This window comes from Streptomyces sp. bgisy159 (assembly GCF_057707805.1).
Window position 1 is genome coordinate 1 of the sequence record NZ_JBYIQX010000030.1, and the last position, 16,612, is coordinate 16,612.

Genomic DNA, 16,612 nt, shown 5'->3' on the forward strand with positions numbered 1-16,612 from the left:
CCCCCCCCCCCCCCCCCCCCCCCCCCCCCCCCCCCCCTCCCCCCCCCCCCCCCCCCCCACCCCCCCCCCCCCCCCCCCCCCCCCCCCCCCCCCCCCCCCCCCCCCCCCCCCCCCCCCCCCCCCCCCCCCCCCCCCCCCCCCCCCGCTGCCGTCCCGGATGCCTGGTGTCACCGTGCGGCGAGGCGCGCCCGGATCAGCCACAGACGGTTGGCGTGACGGCGGTCGCGGGGCTGCACCTCGTAGGGCCAGCGGCCCTCCCCCGCGCCGGGCTGGCCCGGCTCCTTCAGCGTGTCGACGTCCCAGCCGTTGGCGGTCAGGAACGACTCCGGCTCGTCGGTGCCGAAGATCCAGGGGGTGCCGTCGTCGGCGAGCCGGTCGAGGAACGACTTGGAGAACGGGCTGCGCAGCAGGGCCCGGCCGAGGATGTCGAAGGCGAGGTGGCTGCCGGGGGCGGACGCCGACGCCAGCAGGCGCAGCAGCCCGGCCGCCTGCTCCTCCGTGAGGAAGAACGTCAGCGCCTCGGCGATCCACAGGGTGGGCCGCGTCCTGTCGAAGCCGGCCTGCTCCAGCGAGGGCAGCCACTCCTGGGTCAGGTCGGCGGAGACCTCGTGGCGCCGCACGGCGGGCTTGGCGCCCAGGGCGTCCAGACGGCGGCGCTTCTCCGCGATGAGCGGGGCGTGGTCGACCTCGTACACGTCGACGTCGTCCGGCCAGTCCAGCCGGAAGGCCCGGGTGTCCATGCCGGCGGCGATCAGAACGACCTGGCCGATGGTGCCGTCGGCGAGCAGGTCGCGGATGGCGTCGTCGAGGAAGCGGGTGCGGATGGAGATGAACGGCAGCAGTCCGCCGCCGGCATAGCGGTCGATGAGTTCGAAGCCCTTGGGCTCGGCCAGGGACCGGGCCAGGGGATCGACGTAAAGGGCGTCCTCGCGCTCGGACTCCAGGGCGCGGGCCGCGGCCATCCACTGGGCGGTGTACGAAACGGCGTGCATGGGTTGGTGGTCCCTTCGAGAGGTGCTCGGGTGTGGTGGGTGATGCGGGCGCAGCGACGGCTCAGGTCCGCACGACCGCCTTGGTCCGCATCAGGAAGTCGCCGAGGAAGCCGTCGTGCGGCAACCCGGGCGCGATCCGGTACGTCGGCACGTCACCGACGTACACGTTGCCGATGGTGGGTTCGTCCAGCAGCCTGTCGATCAGCTCCTCCTGGCGGGTCAGTACGGTCAGGACGAGGCTGTGCCGCAACACGGCCACCCCCGCGTCGGGCGTCCAGGGCGCGACCCACACGCAGGGGAAGGGGAGTTCGACGCCCAGTTGGGGTGCGTCGGGGCGGTCCGTCTGGTGCACGGCGGGGCGCAACGCGGCGCTGCCGTCACCGAGTTCCGCCACCACGCCGTCGGCCCCCAACCAGGGCCGGGTGCCGGCCGCCCGGCCCGCCAGGTGCGTGGCGAACGCGCGTGCGGTGGCGACCGGCTGGACGGGGAGCACGGCCTCGTCGTGGTCCGGGGCGAGGGCTGGCAGGTGGCCGAGGCGCTCGGCGAGCGCCTCGCACAGCGGCTCCGGATCGCCCTCGACGAGGACCGCGGTGGCGTTGACGCAGCCGGTGCCGCCGTGGTGGCTCACCGAGTCGACGATGGTGTCGAGGTGGTCACGCCAGTCGACGTCCGCGGTGAGAAGGATCTTGGAGCGGCCCGGGCCCTGGGTCAGCACCGTACGCTCGGCGTGGTGGCGCCGGACCACGTCGTCACCGCCGTAGACCATGCCGAGGTCGGCGCCGTTCAGCAGCTCGCCGGCGAGGTCGTGACCGGTGGGCAGCAACGCCACCTGGTCCGGGCCGAAGCCGGCCGAGCGCAGCGCGGTGATGAGGCGGTGCGGGGTGAACGGCTCGCGGCGCGAGGGGCGGACCGCGACCCGGAAGCCGAGCGCCAGCGCCTCGGGCCACAGGCTGTGGGTGCCGGGGTGGTTGCCGGCGGCGTTCACGGCGAAAACCTCGCCGCGCCGAGCCCACACCGCGCGGCCGGCCCGGGTGAGCGGGTCGCGCCAGTCGTCGGCGGCACCCTGCGGCCGCGCCCGCCGGGCGCTGTCGTAGGCGGCGGCGAGCCGGGTGGCGATCGCCTGGGTCGCGGTGCGTACGACGCCGATGGGCACTCCGCCCACCCGGCTGACGAGGTGCTCGTGCTCGGCGACGGACCGGCCGGCCACCGTGCCGGTGCTGAACAGCTCAGCGGCACGCACCAGCGCGGCGGCGCGTTCGTCGGGGCTCAGGGGCGCGGCGCGGCGCAGCGCGGTCAGCGTGCGGTGCACGAACACGCCGGGCACCATGCTGAGTTCGGCCGCAGGAGCGCCGGTCACGTCGGTGACGGTGAGGCGGTTGCGGGCGCGGTAGGGGCCCTTGGGCCCGAGCGCGTCGAGCTGGGGCGGCTGCGCGTTCCCGGCGGACCCGGAGGTTGCGGGGGCCCCGGTGGCGAGGGCTGCGGCCGGGGCGGGCGCGCCCGGTGCGGGCGTCATCAGTAGACCCCCTCGATGACCTTCTCGTCCTCGAAGGTGTCCACGGGCGTGATGTCGGCGACGGAGTCCCCGATGCCGCCCTCGGGCGGCGCGATACGGGTGGCCAGGTCGCGTTCCAGGTTGTTGGGCAGCAGGAAGGACCTGCTGACGTGATGGGCCACGACCCGTCCGCGCTCCCCGTGCTCGACGGGCCGGCGGGTCTCGGGGTCGACGACGGCGAAGGTGACGTACGGGTCGAGGGTGTCGAAGACGCAGGGCGCGTCGTCGGGGAGGTTCGGGCGCTCCCCTGCGAAGCCCAGGATCATCGTGCTGCCGTAGTTTCCGCTGAGGACCGTGTTCGGGAAGATCTCCGTGCGGTACAGGTGGCGGGAGTCGGCGTCGAGCTGTGTGCCGCCCCAGCGAATGGCGCGGACCTTCTCGTTGACCAGGTCGACGAGTTCGTCGCGGCGGGCAAGCCGCTCCAGCAGTGGCGGGGTGATGGTCATCACACCGATGTCCTGGGTGCGCAGCACCTCGGCGGCCTGGTCGATGACGTGTTCGGCGTAGGCGGACGCCTCGGCGCCGCGGCCCTCGGCGATGGTCCGCTTCACCCAGCGGGGGTCCAGGTCGACGCAGAAGCCGTGCCGGCCGTGCGTGGCGGCGGAGCGCCGGAAGTACTCACCCACGATGTGCGGGCCGCCGGGGACCAGGCCGAGCCAGTCCACACCGCGCGGGAAGCCGTGGGCGTCCAGGGCGGCGTTGCTCCAGGTGAGGGTGCGCTCCATCCACTCGCGCAGCAGCACCACGCGCTTGGGGGCGCCGGTGGTGCCGCCGCTCTCGTAGACGCCCACGACGTCCGCCCGGTCCCCGTAGCCGCGCGGGACGAGGGCGGCGGCGGGCACGTCGCGCAGTTCGCCGGCGACGTTGGGGAAGAGGGCGAGGTCGGCGTGGGTGCGGACGTCGCTGCGGGGGTCGAAGTCGAGGGTGGCGGCTCGCTTCAGCCAGAACGGCGATCCGGTGTCGGGGTCGAAGTGCCATGCCATGGCGGCCTGTACGAACGCGTCCGGGTCGGGCCGGGTACCGTGCGGCGGTTCGAGGATGCGGGTGATCTCGGCGATGTCCAGCGTCATGGTGCGTCCCAGGTCAGTGTGTGATCAGGAGTGGGGTCCGGCGGCGAGCGCCACGGGGTTGCCGTCCGGGTCGGCGACGTAGGCGATCCGCTCGCCCCACGGCATCTCCACGGCGGCACGCAGCAGCGGGACGGAGGCGTCGGCGAGGTCCTTCAGCGTGCTGTCCAGGTCGTCGACCAGGACGAACATCTCGAAGCGCGGTCCCTGGCCGGCCGGGGTGCCGTACTGGGTGTCGGGCCAGGCGGTGGGGACCACGGCCAGTTCCGCCGTGCCGCGCCGCAGGCTGATGTACGTCGGTGTGCCCTCCGACGGGTCCTGCCGCATCCGGGTGAAGCCGAGCCGCTCGTAGAACTCGGCGGTGGCCGAAACCCGTTCGGCGAAGATCAGGGGAAACGCGCGTTCCTGCATGGGCGGTTGACTCCTGGGGGGGTCGGGGGTGGTCGGTGCGGCGGTCGTCCGCTCGGCGTTGTCCGGGCTACGGCTGGAGGCGGGAGACCTGCCAGGTGTCTCCGTCCCGTTCGTAGCGCAGGCGGTGGTGCAGCCGATCAGGCCGCGCGCACCAGAACTCCACCTCGTGCGGCCGCAGCCGGTAGCCGACGAAGCGGTCCGGGCGCTCCAGCGCCATCCCGGTCGCGGCCAGGGACTCGGCGGCAAAGCGCAGTTCGGCCGGGTCGGTGAGCGGCTCGCTCTGCCGGGACGCCGCGGACATGGCGTGCAGCGGGACGGGCCGGCTGTGCCACAGGGCGTCCGCCTCCGCCTCCCCGATCGGGACGGCCGGCCCGCTCAGGCTGATCTGCTGGCCGGTCTCCCGCCAGTACAGCAGCCCGGACGCCCAGCCGGTCTCGGCGATGTCCCGGCTCTTGCGGCTGGTGCTGTGGGTGGTGAACAGCAGGCCCTCGTCGTCGACGGCGCCGAACACCACCACCCGGGTGGACGGCCTGCCCCGCTTGTCGGCGGTGGCCAGGGCGAGCGCCCGTGGTTCACGCACGCCCAGTTCGGCGGCCTGCGCCAGCCAGGAGCGGACCAGGCCCATCGGCTCCCGCGGCGGGTCGTCGTACTCCGGGAACTGGCGGTCGATCCGCCCGGTGAGGCTCTCGTACTTGCTGGTGTTCATGCCATGCCTTCCTGGCCGCCGGTGCCCGTCGGGCGCGTCTAGACGTAGAGGGTGCCGCGTCCCACCAGGACGCCGTGGCCGCCGACCTGGACGGAGGTGACGTCGTCCCCGGCGCCTTCGGCGGTGGCGAGCATCAGCGAGGGCCGGCCCATTTCCACGCCCTGCAGGATCTGCAGGGGCTGTCCGTAGCCGGCCAGGCCGTGGCGGGCGAGGTGGACGGCGAGCGGGCCCGCCGCCGAGCCGGTCGCGGCGTCCTCCACCACGCCGTAGGCCGGGGAGAACATCCGGGTCCGCCAGTGCAGGCCTTCCCCGGCGAAGCAGTTGGCCGCCATGTCGGGGAAGCGGGACAGGGCGCGGTGGTCCGGGCGCAGCGCGGACAGCTCGGCGACGCTCTCCAGGCCGACGAAGACGTGCCGGGGCCCGTTGCGGTAGATCTGCACCGGTGCGGTGGAGGAGTCGACGCCCAGCGCGGCGAGCAGTTCCGCGGCGTGCTCGTACGGTTCCCAGACGGGGTGCGGTTGCTGCATGCGGACGATGGTGGCGCCCTCGTCGTCGCCGAGTTCGACGGGGATGGTGCCCATGGCCGTCTCCAGGCGCAGCCCGTCCCGCTTCAGTTCCGCGCCGAGCGCGACCGCGGTGCCGAGCAGCGGGTGCCCGGCGAAGGGCAGTTCGTTGACCGGTGTGAAGATCCGGATGTGCGCGTCGCCGTCCTGGCGGGCGGGTCGCACGAAGGTGGTCTCGGAGAGGTTCATCTCCCGGGCGATGCGCTGCATCGTCTCGGCCGTCAGATCACCGGCGTCGAGGAAGACGGCGACCGGGTTGCCGTAGAGCGGCCTCCGGGAGAAGGCGTCGACCAGCACGTACTCGTGCATCAGCGAGGCTCCTGAGGGACGGGGACGAGGGGGTTCAGCGGACCAGTGCGGCACCCAGCCCGTGCAGGACGGGCAGGGTGTGCAGGCCTTCGGCAACGGCTTCGACGTCGCAGCGCATGCGGTGGTCGGGGGGCCTGCCGATCAGGTCGGCGGCCCGGTTGGCGGGCAGCGGGCGGTCGGCGGGCCGGTCGGTCTCCCACACCATGACCGCTCCCCAGCGGTTGCGGTCGGTGTCGGCGATCCAGAACTTCACGCGCAGGCCGGGGACTTCGGCCCAGTCGTCGGTCACCCCGTCTCGCAGGTGCGCGCGCAGCGACTCGACGTCCTGGGGCGAACCGTCCAGGTCCCACCAGGCGATCTCCAGTTTCATCGGGTGAGCACCGTCCGCAGCGCCTCACCGAGCAGCCGCGGTCCGTCGACGGTGAGCACCGACTCGGCGTGGAACTGGAAGGAGGCGAAGTGCGGGCCGCGCAGTGCGTCCACCTCGCCGGTGGCCGGGTCACGGCTGACCTCGACCGCTCCGACGCCGGGCACCTCGCGGTGGTCGGCGGGGCTGACGGCGGCGAACGTGTTGTAGTAGCCGACGCGTTCGCGCCGTCCGAACAGGTCGATGGTGCGCTGCACGCCCTGGTTGGGTTCGGCCCGCCGGATCAGGGGGAAACCCAGCCGGCGGCTGAGTACCTGGTGGCTCAGGCAGACCGCGAGGAAGGGGCGGCGGTCGTCCAGGAGTTGGGAGAGGGCCGCGTCGAGTGCCGCGATCTTCGGGTCGGCGGCGGCTTGCGGGTCGCCGGGGCCGGGGCCCATGACGACCGCGTCGAAGCGGTCCAGGCCGTACAGGTGGTCGTAGCGGACGACCTCGGCGGTGGGCCCGAGCGCTTCGAGCTGCTGCACGATCATCGCGGTGAAGGTGTCCTCGGCGTCCACCACGAGGATCTTCAGCCCCTTCAGTTCCGGCACCCGCAGGTTCTCGGGCGGTGTGCCGGCCAGCCAGAAGCCGGCGATGCCGGCGTTGCGTCCGCGCAACGCTTCCCGGATTCCGGGATGGTCTGTGAAGCGGGGGGCGGCGGGGGCCGCGGGTCCGGCCGGTGCCGGGCCCGGCTCTCCGCCCAGTGCCTGAAGCAGCCCTGCGGCCTTGGCCCGGGTCTCGGCGGCCTCGGCCTCGGGAGAGGAGTGGCGCACCAGGGTGGCGCCGACCGCGAGGGCCAGCCGGCCGTCCGGCGCGATGTCCGCGGTGCGGATCAGGATGGCGGAGTCCATCGACCGGCCGCCGGACGCCTCACGGCTGATCAGCGCGGCGACGCCGCTGTAGTAGCCGCGGCCCTCCGGTTCGTGGCGTTGGATGACGCGGGCCGCGCTCTCCACCGGGCTGCCTGTGACAGTCGGCGCGAACAGCGTCTCGCGCAGGATGTCGCGGACGTCGCTGCGGGTGTGGCCCTCGATGAAGTACTCGGTGTGGGCCAGCCGCGCCATCTCCTTGAGCCGGGGCCCGGTGACCCGGACGCCGGGCTCGCAGATCCGGGACATCATCTTCAGTTCCTCGTCGAGGACCATGTACAGCTCGTCGGTCTCCTTCCGGTCGCGCAGGAAGGCGGTGAGACCGGCCAGGTCCGGACCGCCGGAAGGGTAGCGGTAGGTGCCGCTGATGGGGTTCATCACGGCCTGGCCCTGCCGCACCGAGATGTGCCGTTCCGGGGTGGCGCCGACCAGGACGCGGCCGTCCACGTGGATGACGAAGGTCCAGTAGGCGCTCGCCTCCAGTGCGGTCAGCCGCCGGAAGACGGCCAGCGCGGTGTGCGGCCCGTAGCCTTCGAGGTCCGCGAGCAGGGTGCGGCGCAGTACGAAGTTGGCGCCCTCGCCGGTGCCGATCTCGTCGGCGACCACGCGCCGCACCTTTTCGGCGTACTCGTCGTCGGACAGGTCGAAGCGCTGTCCGGACAGGGCGACGGGCACGTCGGGCAGCCGCTCCAGGGCGTCCGCGAGCGGCAGCGCCGCCTGCTCGGAGACGGTGAGGGCGACCAGCGGCGCCCCGTCGTCGGGGGCGGCGAAGTTCCGCTCGACGAGCTGGCGGTAGGGCACCAGGACCAGCGCCTCGTGGGCCGGGCCGTCGGCGGCGGCCGTGAGGTCGGGCAGCGGCAGGCCGGCCAGCGAGGCGGGGTGGGAGACCTCGCCCAGCAGCACGTCGACGGTGCCGGGCGTGCCGCTCTCCGGACGGTGCAGCAGCGCGAAGTCGGGCGGCCGGGAAGCGGTCAGCACCCGGTCGAGCAGGTCGGGGTGGGGCGGGCTCACCGGAACACCTCCACGCTCGGCGTGACCGCCCCGCAGCACTCGACCACGTAGTCGAGGGTGATGCGGTGCTGCTCGGCGGAGAAGTCCGCGATGGCGTCGGCAGCCAGGAAGACCTGGAAGTCGTGACTGAAAGCCTCGATGGCCGTGGCCAGCACTCCGATGTGGGCGTAGACCCCGCACAGCACGATCTGGTCGCGGCCCGCGGAACGCATCCGCTGCAACAGGTCGGAGGAGTAGAAGGCGCTGTAGCGGTACTTGGTCAGGGTCCAGTCGCCGGGTTCCGGCGCCAACTCGGGCACCACCTCCCGGTCGGCGGGCGCGGTGCGCATTCCCGGTCCCCAGAAGTGCTTGAGCAGTCCGCGCTCCGCCTCCGTCATGCCGCCCGGCTGCGCGGTGTAGGCGACCGGCACTCCGAGGCTCGCGGCCCGTTTGCGCAACAGCGCCGCGTTGTCGACGAGGTGGGAGCGTAGCGGTTCGGGAAACGGGCGCAGGAAGAAGTGCTGCATGTCGTGGACGACCAGGGCCGCGCGCCGCGGGTCCGGCGTCCAGTCGACCACGTTCGCCGGCAGGCTGTCCGGCGTCGGCAGGGCGTAGGGGGCGATGGGGGGTATACCGACCACCAGTCGGTTCCTTTCGGGCGGGAGGATGGGGCCCGGGCGCGGCCGCTCGCGCGGGCCGCCCCGGAGCGGCGGGGGGTGCGATGGGCGGTTGGCCGGCAGCCTGCGGTTCAGAGCGTGCGCGCCCAGCCGGTGACCAGGCGTAGCGCCTGCCGCGGATTGAGCCGCGGGTCGCAGAAGGTGGTGTGCCGGTCCCCCACGCTGCCGAGTTCGGAGACGTCGGCGGCGCACTCGGTGACGTCGTCCGGGGTGGTCTCCAGGTGCAGCCCGCCGTTCACCCCGCCCGCCTCGGCCTGCACCGCGCCGAAGTCCTGGATCTCCGCCAGCATCGCGTCCACCAGCCGGGTCTTGTGGCCGGTGGGGCTGGTGATGGTGTTGCCATGCATCGGGTCGCACAGCCAGATCGCCGGGTGCCCGGCCGCCCGAACGGCCGCCACCAGCGCGGGCAGCCGGCTGGAGACGAAGCCGGTGCCCATCCGGGCGACGAGTACCAGCCGGCCCGGCAGGCGGTGCGGGTCGAGCCGGTCGGCCAGGGCGGTGATGTCCTCGGCGGTGGTGCCGGGGCCGATCTTGCAGGCGACGGGGTTGGTGATGCCGGCGAGCAGCCGCACATGGGCCCCGTCGGGCTGGCGGGTCCGCTCCCCGATCCAGGGCAGGTGCGCGGAGCCGAGGTACTGACCACCGCCGGACGCCCGCCGCAGCATGGGCAGTTCGTAGTCGAGCAGCAGTGCCTCGTGGCTGGTCCACACCTGTTCGGCGGCGGGCCGGCCCTCGTTGACGGCGGTCAGCTCCCGCACGACGTCCTGGGCCGCGTGGTAGCACGTGAGGATGCGCTCGGGGTCGGCCCGCCGCTGGTCCGGGTCGGGTTCGGGGCCGTTGACCATGTGTCCGCGGAACACGGGCAGGGTGACCCCGTCGACCAGCTCGACCGGCTTGGAGCGCGGCTTGGCGAACTGACCGGCGATCCGGCCGATCCGCAGGACGGGTTTGCCGGTGACCGCGCCGACGGTCTCGGCGAGCAGGTCGAGCAGCTGCGTCTTGCTCCGTACGTGCCGGGGGGTGGACTCGGCCGGGTCCTCGGCGCAGTCCCCGGCCTGGAGCAGGTGGGCCCGGCCGGCCGCGACGTCGGCGAGCAGCACGCGCAGTCGCTCGGCGGAGTCGGCGGTGACCAGCGGCGGACAGGTACCGAGGGCGTCGCGCACCCGTTCCACGGGGCGGGCGTCCTCCCACTGGGGTTGCTGCAGGGCGAGAGACGCTTGGGTGTCCTGGGCTGTGGTGCGCACGGCTTCCCTTTGCGAGGTCGAGTCGGGGATCGACGGGCGGTCGGCTGGCGTCAGGTCGGAATTCCGTCTCGGCGCACCGTGGGAACCTCGATGCCCAGGGCCCGGAACTGCCGGCAGGGGTTCATGAATTCGCGCTGCTGCTTGATCTTCCCGTTCTCGAACAGGAAGGAGTGCAGGAAGTGATTGGTGTAGTGGCCGGGCGGATAGCCGGGGAAGAGGATCTGACCCTCGCCGTCGCACTCGACCCAGAACCGGTCGGGGTCCTGGGTGTCGAAGATCTCGACATTGGTCCAGACCCAGTCGGGGAAGCACTTGAGCGACCAGACGGCGTGCTCGCCGAGCCGGTCCCGGCCGTTGATGACGATGGGTTCGCCGGTCTCCGTGGTCCACAGACCGCCGGTGCCGTCCTCGGTGAACAGCAGGTGCCGCTCCAGCCGGTCCTGACCGCGTGTGTTCATGTACCGCGCGACGACGGCGCGGTTGTGTTCGCGTGTCTCGTGCTCGTCGGACATGCCTCGTCTCGCTTTCCGTCACTGGAAGGTGGTGCCGCCGCGGTCACCCTGCTCGCGCGGGGGTCGCGGGGGCGGGCCCTGGTCGTGGAGCAGGCCCGGAACGCATCACAACGGGAGGTGTTCGGTGCGGGGAGTACGGGACGGCAGTGTTCGGTTCGGGAAGTGCCGAGCGGCAGCAGTACAGGCGGGCCGCGTCAGACCATCATGCTGATGCCGCGCGGGTCCTGGCCGACCAGGGCGCTGCCATAGACCTGTTCGGGGACGCCCATGCCGAAGCCGGCGTGCCGGCTGCCGACGTGGATGTCGCGCCACAGTCGCTGGAGCGGGTTGGACGCCTCGAGCGCGGAGGAGCCGTAGAGCGTGACGATGTCGTCGACGGCCTCGCGGCACTGCTGTACGACGTGGGTGGCGTCCATGCGGTTCCGGGCCCGGGTGAGCAGGCCCGGATTCTCGCCGGCCAGGGCGTGATCGTCGACCCCGTCGGCCATCCGGCGCGCGTGGAGCCGGGCGGTGTCCAGCCGGGTGGCCGCACCGGCCAGGGCGAGCCGGGCGGTGGGCGACTCCGCCTGGTTGGCGTAGGTGGTGCCCGCCACCCGGCGGGTGCCGGCGTGTTCCAGGGCGTAGTTCAGGGCGGCGTCGGCGCCGCCGAGGAGCGAACCGATCAGACCGACCATGAAGACGCCGGTCAGGCTGTTGCGGTAGAGCCGGTCCGGGGGGACCAGTCCGTCGGTCTCACCGTCGAGCAGGGGCTTGTAGGGAAGCAGCCGGTGGTCCGGGACGAAGACGCGGTCGGCCACCACCGTGTTGCTGCCGGTGCCGCGCATCCCGACGTAGTGCCAGGTGTCGCGCACCGTCACATCGGCGGCGGGCATCAGCGCGAAGTGCGGCTGGAGGCCGCCGCCGGTGTCCGTCAGGACCAGTCCGCACGTCCACTCCGCGTGCAACGAGCCGGAGGCGTAGGGCCATTCGCCGGTGACGCGGATTCCGCCGTCCACCCGCTCCACGGTCCGCACGGGCGCGCCCAGGATGAGCGCGGTGCGGGCGTCGGGGTCATCGCCCCAGACCTCCGTGCGTGTGCGGTCGGGGAAGAGCGCGACCACGAAGTTGCCGACGTTCAGCACCCCGGTGACCCAGGAGGCCGAGACGCAGCCGCGGCCCAGCTCGGTACAGACCTCCAGCAGCGTCCGTACGGCGGTCTCGTGGCCGCCGTGGCTCCCGGGCACCAGGAGCCGGGTCAGGCCGGCGCCGGTGATCTCGGCCATGACCTCGTCGGACAGCCGACGGGCCCGGTCGCTCTCCGCCGCGTGTTTCCAGAGTTCCTCGCGGAGTCCGGCGGACCGTTTCACCAACTCGGCTGCCTGCGCGTCTACGTTATTCCCTGAACCGCGCAATTTCTTTTTCCTTCCGGATTATCGGGACACTGAAGCCCCGGTGCGGATGTCGCTCCGGACGATTGGCGGTCCGTTTCCTCCGGCCGCCCAGGCATCGTACGTGGGCCCGTTCAACACAGCCACCCCCGGCGAATACGAGGGAGCGACGTTCCGATAGTCTGCATTCCGCTTCCCGGTCGCTGCGGCATCGGCCCACAGAGATAAGCGGAATACATAATTCACACCCACGGCCCCGCCCGCTGGTCCGGTGCGGCCCGTGTTCAACCGAGGAGATTCCTCGGTTGAACACACGGCGTCGCAGGCCCGCACGCCTTACGCGGTTCCCGGCGCTGTGGTAATTCCTTTGGTCCGGCAGGACCGTACGCCCGGCCCATCCACCAGGAGACTGGCATGAGTGAGAGTGCCCAGAAGTCCTACGATTACGCGACCGCCGACTTCAACGCCATATATCGCGGGGGTGAACTCCTCGGAGACGCCGGCATCACCCGAGTGCCCTGGGACGTCGGCGAACCCCAGCCCGGTGTGATTGAATTCGAGCGGCGCGGGCGAATTCGCGGTGACGTGCTCGACGCCGGCTGCGGCCTCGGTGACAACGCCGTCTTCCTGGCCGCCCGCGGCTATCGTGTGACCGCGGTGGACGCCGCGTCCACGGCGATCGAGCGGGCCGTCGAGCGGGCGGCCGGCCGGCCCGGCGGAACGGACATCGACTTCGCCGTGGCCGACGCCACCAGTCTGACCGAGTACACGGGCCGCTTCGACACCCTGCTGGACAGCGCCCTGTTCCACACGCTCGATGCGGACGGCCGACGGCGCTACGCCGCCGCGCTGCACCGGGCCGGCCGGCCCGGCGCCTGGCTGGACATGCTGTGCTTCGCGGCGGTCCCCGGTGGCATGCCCGAACCGCTGTCCGTCAGCGAACAGACGGTCCGTCAAGTCCTGACCGACGCAGGCTGGACGGTGACGGAGCTGACCCAGGCAGTCTACTGGGGTGTGGCCGAGGCCACCCGGACCTTCCTGGCGAAGACCGGCACCCAGGTGGAGATCGACGACAAGGGACGCACCCTGCTGCCGGTCTGGTCCGTGCTGGCTGAACGCTCCTGATCCCCCGGCCGGGGGCGCGGCCCGGACCCGGCGGGTGGCCCGCCGGCCCGCCCGTCGCCCCGCACTCTTCACGAAAGAAGGTCTGCCGATGACGACGACCGTCAAGCCCGTCAAGCTGGATCTGGCCCGGCTGGAAGCGATGGCGGAGTCCGACTACTACAACCCGTACACGATCTTCGACTGGCCCGAGACCCTCGGAACGGACCGGCCCTGGATGAGCGAGGACCTGGTCACGCTGGCCGGGACCGAGGAGTGGGAAGCGCTGTCGCGTGAGCAGCAGCTCGCCCTGACCCGCCACGAGGCGGTGCACTTCTTCAGCCTCAACGTGCACGGTATCCGCGAGCTGCTCAGCGAGGTCGTGCTGCGCATCCACACCAAGACCTACGCGGACGCCTCGGAGTTCCTCCACCACTTCATCGGGGAGGAGAACGAGCACATGTGGTTCTTCGGGACCTTCTGCCTCAAGTACGGCGGCAAGGTGTACCCGGCGGTCCCGCAGGTCGGCCCGGGCGTGGTCGAGGGGGTGGGCGAGGCCGCGATCGAGCTGATCATCTTCGCCCGCATCCTGATCTTCGAAGAGCTGGTCGACTACTTCAACGCCCGGATGGCCACGGACCAGGCGCTGCCGCCCATCGCGCGGGAGATCAACCGGGTCCACCACCAGGACGAGAGCCGGCACGTCGCCTTCGGGCGGCACCTGTTCACCCAGCTCCTCGACCAGGTCAAGGAGAGCCGGCCGGAGGACATCCCGGTGCTCGCCAAGTACCTGGAGACGTACCTCGAGTACAGCGTCCGCAGTCTGTACAACCCCGCTGTCTACCGCGACGCCGGTCTCGAACAACCGCTGGAACTGCGCCGCCGACTGCTGGAGCACCCGGCCCGCCAGGCGGCGCACAACGACATCCTCAACCGCACCCGGAAGTTTCTCGCCCGCAACGGCCTTCAGGTTCAGGGAGCCACGGCATGAGCGACGACAAGATGACCAGGATCCTCACCTTCATCCACCAGCGCAATCCGGAGGTGGGCGAGCTGAACCTGGACGACGACCTGATCGACCGCCGGGCGGTCGACTCACTGGCCTTCGTCGAATTCCTTTACTTGCTCGAGGAATTGAGCGGTGAGCAGATCGACCCGGAGGAGATCGACGTCCAGGACTTCCGCACCCTGCGGGCCATCGACAAGCGCTTCCTGCAGGGGGCGGCGAACTGATGGGGACCGCCACCGGGACGACCGACAACGGTCTCGGGGTTCTCGGCGCGGACGAGCTGCGACTGCTGCGCGCGTTCGACTCGCTGGCATTGTCCTGGGCGCACCAGTGGGAAGCCCAGGAGCGCCGGTACCCGTTCCTGCTGAGCCCGCGCGACCTGGAGGCCATCGACTACTACGAGAACTTCCCGCACCTGGGCCTGGCCGCGGTCGCCGCCGACCCCGAGCGGCTCACGGCGCTGCGGGCCGGGGCGCAGTCCCCGCTGGAGCAGTTGCCGGCCGGCGTTCTCGGCGACGCGTCACTGGCCCTGCCGTCCGCCGCCTGTTATTCGGTGTACTTCCATCTGCGGGACCAGACCCTGACCGCGGCGGAGAACCGATTCACCACGGTGGCCACCTGCTTCCGCAACGAGACGCACTACGAGGGGCTGCGCCGGCTGCTCGGCTTCAGCATGCGGGAGATCGTGTTCGTCGGTTCGGCCGACGGTGCCCAGGAGCACCTCAAGCGGGCCAAGGAGCAGGTGCTGGGCCTGGCCGACCGGCTCGGTCTGGCGATGTCGACCGAGGTGGCCACCGACCCCTTCTTCGACCGGAACGGCTCGCGGGCCACGATGCAGCGGCTGTTCCCGGTGAAGGAGGAGTTCGTGGTGGACGGCCTGGCCATCGGGTCGGTGAACTACCACCGCAACTTCTTCGGGGAGCGCTGCGCGATCTCCCTGCCGGACGGCTCGCCCGCCTCCACCAGCTGCCTCGCCTTCGGCCTGGAGCGGTGGGTGCACGTGTTGACCGCCCGGTTCGGGGACGCCCGGTCGGCCGCCGAGGCTGTCCTCGACGCCGTCTGAGCCCCGCCTGCCCGCGGCGCCGCATCAGGGCCGCGGGCCGAGCCGGCCGGTCCTCACGTGCCGGCCGGCTCCCTCCCCCTCCCCGCCCGCCTCCCGTCGAAAGTGAGCCGATGACCGACACGACCGTCGACGACGCCCTGGAGACCGGCACGGTCCAGGTGACCGACGACATCCACATCGCCTACGAGCGACGCGGATCCGGACCCGACATCGTCCTCGTCAACAACTTCTTCATGGACCGCAAGTCCTGGCGGTCGTACACCGCGAACTTGGCCTCGACGGCCCGGCTCACCGCGTACGACCTGCGCGGCCAGGGCGACTCGAGCCCCCACCCCGGGGAACCGGTGTGGGAGGACCACATCAGCGACCTGAAAGCCCTGTTCGACACGCTGGGGCTGGAGAAGGCCATCCTGCTGGGCACGTCGTTCTCGACGCTGATCTGCCGGGACTTCGCCGTGGCCCACCCGGACCGCGTGCAGGGCCTGATCCTGGCCGGCCCGGCGATGAGCCCGCACGGCCCGCAGCGCCTGCGCCGGATCACCAAGTCCTGGCTGAAGACGCTGGACACCTCCGGACTGGGCGTCCTCTACGAGCAGTTGTACCCGCTCGTCTCGGGTGACCTGGCCGTGGAGTCGGCGGGGCCGATCGGGTTCCTGGGCCGCAAGCAGAACTTCCTCGGCATCCACACCGTGGAGTCCCTGCGCGCCGGGCTCGCGGTGTCGGTGAAGGCCCCGCTCGATCCGCAGATCACGACCGAAGTGCGGCAGCCGACGCTGCTCTTCGTCGGCGGCGACGACTTCTCGCTGAGCGCCCACGCGGTACAGGAACTGGTCGGACTGCTGCCGGACGCCACCACCGTGACCGTGCCGCACGGTGGACACCTGGCCTTCCTCGAAGAACCCGAGTGGTTCCAGCGGGAGGTCGTCTCGTTCGTCGAGCGGGTGACCGGTCCGGGTGGCTGAGTCGACGCCATCGGGGTCACGCCGGCCGGGGCCCCCGCATCCGGGGCTCCCGCGCACATGGCTGCTCGGGAGCCCCGGGCGTTACCGGCAGGTCGTGCTGGAGAGCGTCGCGGTCGAACCGACGGGCTCCGTCGCCGCGCAGCACCGCGCCGGCCGGGTCGCGGTGGGCAGGGCGCTGCGGCGCGCGGGCAGCCCGGTGACGGCGGTGGGCCGGCGGCGCAGCGGCGCGCCCGTCGGCCCCGTCGGCTTCCCCGCCTCCGTCACCCACACCACGACCCTCGCGGTCGCCGCCGTCGCGCCGGGCGCCCACGGCGTCGGCGTCGACCTGGAGCCGCGCTGCCCCGATGTACGGCTGCACCGGTTCCTGCTCGACGACCGGGAACGGGAGTCTCTGTGGCCGGACGGCGATCCGGCCGGTCTGCGGCGGTTGTTCGCCGCCAAAGAGGCCGCTTTCAAGGCGCTGACTGACTGCCACCGGGCCCATGGTGGGCTGTTCTGGCGGGTTCGCCTGTACGCCCAGGAGGACCGGCTGTGGGCGCGGGCCGGTGACCGTTTCGCGCTGGTCGAGGACCTGGTGACGCCCCTGTTCGCGTTCGCGGTGGCCGTCGGCGCCGACCCGCCACCCGGTCTGCCGGACGCCCGGCCGCAGCGCCGCTTCGGAGCAGTACCCGCCCGACCACCCCGAACCATAACCAAAAGTTCGGTCTCCCCAAAAAACTAGGTCTTGGACTTCTGATCGCATCGCCGGAAACATGAAGGTGACGACGGTGCCGCTGCAAACCCCCGTCAGCGGCACTGTCGTCCTCACACGA

Annotated in this window: 18 protein-coding genes; 6 read left to right on the forward strand and 12 right to left on the reverse strand. The window is 72.0% G+C overall.

What is annotated here, in order from left to right:
* Positions 1 to 167: 167 nt before the first annotated feature.
* The 12 genes from AC3ET3_RS25150 to AC3ET3_RS25205 all read right to left on the reverse strand — a co-directional run bounded on the left by AC3ET3_RS25150 (position 168) and on the right by AC3ET3_RS25205 (position 11,644).
* Positions 168 to 992 carry a class I SAM-dependent methyltransferase gene (locus AC3ET3_RS25150; RefSeq protein ID WP_432133451.1) on the reverse strand — a complete coding sequence of 275 codons (825 nt, stop codon included), beginning with the start codon at positions 990 to 992 and terminating at the stop codon, positions 168 to 170.
* 61 nt (positions 993 to 1,053) lie between these two features.
* Entirely contained in the window at positions 1,054 to 2,505 is a 1,452-nt protein-coding gene (locus AC3ET3_RS25155) for an aldehyde dehydrogenase family protein (protein WP_435612949.1), read from the reverse strand.
* Positions 2,505 to 3,614 carry a phenazine antibiotic biosynthesis protein gene (locus tag AC3ET3_RS25160; RefSeq protein WP_432133453.1) on the reverse strand — a complete coding sequence of 370 codons (1,110 nt, stop codon included), beginning with the start codon at positions 3,612 to 3,614 and terminating at the stop codon, positions 2,505 to 2,507. The genes AC3ET3_RS25155 and AC3ET3_RS25160 overlap by 1 nt, the downstream gene beginning before the upstream one ends.
* A 24-nt stretch (positions 3,615 to 3,638) precedes the next feature.
* Positions 3,639 to 4,022 carry a VOC family protein gene (locus AC3ET3_RS25165; RefSeq protein ID WP_432133454.1) on the reverse strand — a complete coding sequence of 128 codons (384 nt, stop codon included), beginning with the start codon at positions 4,020 to 4,022 and terminating at the stop codon, positions 3,639 to 3,641.
* A 67-nt stretch (positions 4,023 to 4,089) separates the two neighbouring features.
* Positions 4,090 to 4,728, reverse strand: a complete 639-nt coding sequence (gene phzG, locus AC3ET3_RS25170; protein WP_432133455.1) for a phenazine biosynthesis FMN-dependent oxidase PhzG — start codon at positions 4,726 to 4,728, stop codon at positions 4,090 to 4,092.
* A 38-nt stretch (positions 4,729 to 4,766) separates the two neighbouring features.
* Positions 4,767 to 5,600 carry a PhzF family phenazine biosynthesis protein gene (locus AC3ET3_RS25175; protein WP_432133456.1) on the reverse strand — a complete coding sequence of 278 codons (834 nt, stop codon included), beginning with the start codon at positions 5,598 to 5,600 and terminating at the stop codon, positions 4,767 to 4,769.
* 34 nt (positions 5,601 to 5,634) lie between these two features.
* Positions 5,635 to 5,970 carry a hypothetical protein gene (locus AC3ET3_RS25180; RefSeq protein ID WP_432133457.1) on the reverse strand — a complete coding sequence of 112 codons (336 nt, stop codon included), beginning with the start codon at positions 5,968 to 5,970 and terminating at the stop codon, positions 5,635 to 5,637.
* Positions 5,967 to 7,886 carry an anthranilate synthase family protein gene (locus AC3ET3_RS25185; RefSeq protein WP_432133458.1) on the reverse strand — a complete coding sequence of 640 codons (1,920 nt, stop codon included), beginning with the start codon at positions 7,884 to 7,886 and terminating at the stop codon, positions 5,967 to 5,969. Before AC3ET3_RS25185 ends, AC3ET3_RS25180 begins: the two co-directional genes overlap by 4 nt.
* Positions 7,883 to 8,506, reverse strand: a complete 624-nt coding sequence (locus tag AC3ET3_RS25190; RefSeq protein ID WP_432133459.1) for an isochorismatase family protein — start codon at positions 8,504 to 8,506, stop codon at positions 7,883 to 7,885. The genes AC3ET3_RS25185 and AC3ET3_RS25190 overlap by 4 nt, the downstream gene beginning before the upstream one ends.
* A gap of 107 nt (positions 8,507 to 8,613) precedes the next feature.
* Positions 8,614 to 9,786, reverse strand: a complete 1,173-nt coding sequence (locus AC3ET3_RS25195; protein ID WP_432133460.1) for a 3-deoxy-7-phosphoheptulonate synthase — start codon at positions 9,784 to 9,786, stop codon at positions 8,614 to 8,616.
* Between the two features lie 50 nt (positions 9,787 to 9,836).
* Positions 9,837 to 10,298, reverse strand: a complete 462-nt coding sequence (locus tag AC3ET3_RS25200; protein ID WP_432133461.1) for a PhzA/PhzB family protein — start codon at positions 10,296 to 10,298, stop codon at positions 9,837 to 9,839.
* 194 nt (positions 10,299 to 10,492) lie between these two features.
* Positions 10,493 to 11,644 carry an acyl-CoA dehydrogenase family protein gene (locus tag AC3ET3_RS25205; RefSeq protein WP_432133462.1) on the reverse strand — a complete coding sequence of 384 codons (1,152 nt, stop codon included), beginning with the start codon at positions 11,642 to 11,644 and terminating at the stop codon, positions 10,493 to 10,495.
* A 435-nt stretch (positions 11,645 to 12,079) separates the two neighbouring features.
* Here AC3ET3_RS25205 and AC3ET3_RS25210 point away from each other — a divergent pair, with 435 nt between their 5' ends.
* The 6 genes from AC3ET3_RS25210 to AC3ET3_RS25235 all read left to right on the forward strand — a co-directional run bounded on the left by AC3ET3_RS25210 (position 12,080) and on the right by AC3ET3_RS25235 (position 16,521).
* Positions 12,080 to 12,790: a class I SAM-dependent methyltransferase gene (locus AC3ET3_RS25210; protein WP_432133463.1), complete on the forward strand. Its 711-nt coding sequence runs from the start codon at positions 12,080 to 12,082 to the stop codon at positions 12,788 to 12,790.
* Between the two features lie 88 nt (positions 12,791 to 12,878).
* Positions 12,879 to 13,757, forward strand: coding sequence for a diiron oxygenase (locus tag AC3ET3_RS25215; protein ID WP_432133464.1), 879 nt, complete (start codon positions 12,879 to 12,881; stop codon positions 13,755 to 13,757).
* Entirely contained in the window at positions 13,754 to 13,999 is a 246-nt protein-coding gene (locus AC3ET3_RS25220) for an acyl carrier protein (RefSeq protein WP_432133465.1), read from the forward strand. Before AC3ET3_RS25215 ends, AC3ET3_RS25220 begins: the two co-directional genes overlap by 4 nt.
* A complete protein-coding gene (locus AC3ET3_RS25225; protein ID WP_432133466.1) occupies positions 13,999 to 14,838 on the forward strand; it encodes a class-II aminoacyl-tRNA synthetase family protein in 840 nt (279 codons plus the stop codon). The genes AC3ET3_RS25220 and AC3ET3_RS25225 overlap by 1 nt, the downstream gene beginning before the upstream one ends.
* Before the next feature lie 110 nt (positions 14,839 to 14,948).
* Positions 14,949 to 15,800, forward strand: a complete 852-nt coding sequence (locus AC3ET3_RS25230; protein ID WP_432133467.1) for an alpha/beta fold hydrolase — start codon at positions 14,949 to 14,951, stop codon at positions 15,798 to 15,800.
* 94 nt (positions 15,801 to 15,894) lie between these two features.
* Positions 15,895 to 16,521, forward strand: a complete 627-nt coding sequence (locus AC3ET3_RS25235) for a 4'-phosphopantetheinyl transferase superfamily protein (protein ID WP_432133468.1) — start codon at positions 15,895 to 15,897, stop codon at positions 16,519 to 16,521.
* Positions 16,522 to 16,612 lie beyond the last annotated feature (91 nt).

Bases quoted from the DNA above. Each gene is read 5' to 3' on its own strand.
- AC3ET3_RS25200 (WP_432133461.1), bottom strand. From the start codon at position 10,298: ATGTCCGACGAGCACGAGACACGCGAACACAACCGCGCCGTCGTCGCG.
- AC3ET3_RS25150 (WP_432133451.1), bottom strand. From the start codon at position 992: ATGCACGCCGTTTCGTACACCGCCCAGTGGATGGCCGCGGCCCGCGCC.
- phzG (WP_432133455.1), bottom strand. From the start codon at position 4,728: ATGAACACCAGCAAGTACGAGAGCCTCACCGGGCGGATCGACCGCCAG.
- AC3ET3_RS25160 (WP_432133453.1), bottom strand. From the start codon at position 3,614: ATGACGCTGGACATCGCCGAGATCACCCGCATCCTCGAACCGCCGCAC.
- AC3ET3_RS25215 (WP_432133464.1), top strand. From the start codon at position 12,879: ATGACGACGACCGTCAAGCCCGTCAAGCTGGATCTGGCCCGGCTGGAA.
- AC3ET3_RS25175 (WP_432133456.1), bottom strand. From the start codon at position 5,600: ATGCACGAGTACGTGCTGGTCGACGCCTTCTCCCGGAGGCCGCTCTAC.
- AC3ET3_RS25165 (WP_432133454.1), bottom strand. From the start codon at position 4,022: ATGCAGGAACGCGCGTTTCCCCTGATCTTCGCCGAACGGGTTTCGGCC.
- AC3ET3_RS25230 (WP_432133467.1), top strand. From the start codon at position 14,949: ATGACCGACACGACCGTCGACGACGCCCTGGAGACCGGCACGGTCCAG.
- AC3ET3_RS25155 (WP_435612949.1), bottom strand. From the start codon at position 2,505: ATGACGCCCGCACCGGGCGCGCCCGCCCCGGCCGCAGCCCTCGCCACC.
- AC3ET3_RS25225 (WP_432133466.1), top strand. From the start codon at position 13,999: ATGGGGACCGCCACCGGGACGACCGACAACGGTCTCGGGGTTCTCGGC.
- AC3ET3_RS25180 (WP_432133457.1), bottom strand. From the start codon at position 5,970: ATGAAACTGGAGATCGCCTGGTGGGACCTGGACGGTTCGCCCCAGGAC.
- AC3ET3_RS25210 (WP_432133463.1), top strand. From the start codon at position 12,080: ATGAGTGAGAGTGCCCAGAAGTCCTACGATTACGCGACCGCCGACTTC.
- AC3ET3_RS25220 (WP_432133465.1), top strand. From the start codon at position 13,754: ATGAGCGACGACAAGATGACCAGGATCCTCACCTTCATCCACCAGCGC.